The organism is Microvirga sp. P4_G7 (genome assembly GCF_056401005.1).
Window position 1 is genome coordinate 1 of the sequence record NZ_JBFUKD010000899.1, and the last position, 1,230, is coordinate 1,230.

Annotated in this window: 1 protein-coding gene and 1 tRNA gene; one reads left to right on the forward strand and one right to left on the reverse strand. The window is 61.0% G+C overall.

What is annotated here, in order from left to right:
* The first annotated feature begins 277 nt into the window (after positions 1-277).
* Positions 278-353: transfer RNA gene (locus AC1DT3_RS21740), tRNA-Ile, on the forward strand.
* 435 nt (positions 354-788) lie between these two features.
* Here the strand turns inward: AC1DT3_RS21740 and AC1DT3_RS21745 are convergent.
* Positions 789-1,230: M10 family metallopeptidase C-terminal domain-containing protein (locus AC1DT3_RS21745; RefSeq protein ID WP_477467259.1), on the reverse strand; the 442-nt coding region annotated here is incomplete at its 5' end.

The window sequence follows — 1,230 nt, forward strand, 5'->3', positions numbered from 1 at the left end:
GCTCGGGAGCTCGGGATCCGCTGCGTGCGGACCGAGCGAAGGGATGACGGCTTTCGAGATCTCGATTGCCGGCCTGCACCCCAAACGCCGCCGGATGTTCCTCCGATCAGGCGTTTCCAGACTGGCGTTTCCCCGGACAGCGCGTTCCCTCGGACAGGGGACAGACGGATCCTCTGACGACCAGACCCTCGCCCCGAGCGCGATCCCGGCAAAAAACATGATTTCACAGGTGACGAACCGCTTGCCGTCGACTAAGGAAAGCATCTCTTTCCGATGGGGGCCCGTAGCTCAATGGTTAGAGCCGGCCGCTCATAACGGTCTGGTTCCCGGTTCGAGTCCGGGCGGGCCCACCAATCTTATGAAGTACTTAGCATCACCCCTGCGGACTGCTTTTAAGTTCATCGAACCTGGGGCGCTCAACTAGTCGCAGGTCCGGCGGCATCGTTCCTGTCTTGTTCCACCAACAACGTTCCATGCCAGCAAGCCCACAATCCACTGTGATCCTATGACGGGAGGGCAACGAAATCGCGCCCTTGAGACGCCGTCGATAATAGCTTGTTGGGACCTAAGAGCGTCAGCGCGCAGCGTTCGAGGCGAGCTGGGGCGTTAGGCGTCATCGACGTTCCGCGATGCCCTGCCCCACTTCGAGCGAGGAACCGCCGGACGAAATGGCGAGCCAACCAAAACGACGGCAGTCGATTATGGAAAGCTCTCCCCGGCCGAAGCCGGAGAGGGGTGCTCAAGGAAGTCCGCAACGCATTGATCCAATGCGATGAGCGGCGTGCAGATCAAACCACGAAAAAATCCCTGTAGGTCATCTTGAGGTTCTTCGAGAGCGTSGCGATCTGGATCTGCGCGGTCGCGCCGGTGCCGTCGGCGTCGTAGTAGAGCGCGCCCTTCTTGGCATCGTAGATGATGCGATCSGACSCGTCGTGCGCCTTCGCGCCCGCGTAGAACGCATCGGCTTTCAGCACRCCCTTCTTGGTGATTGTGCGGAAGATCGATTTGGCGAGGTGGATGGTGTCGTCGGCGACCGAGAAATCCGTGATCGTATCGATGTTGGYGCTCTTGTTCGGCCGCGTCTCGAACACGAAGACGTCCTGTCCCGTGCCGCCCGACAACRCATCCTTRCCCARRCCGCCCGACAGCTTGTCGTTGCCGGCATTGCCCTTGAGCACGTCGTTGCCGGCCAAGCCCGTGAGGACGTCGTTGCCCGCCTCGCCCGTCAGC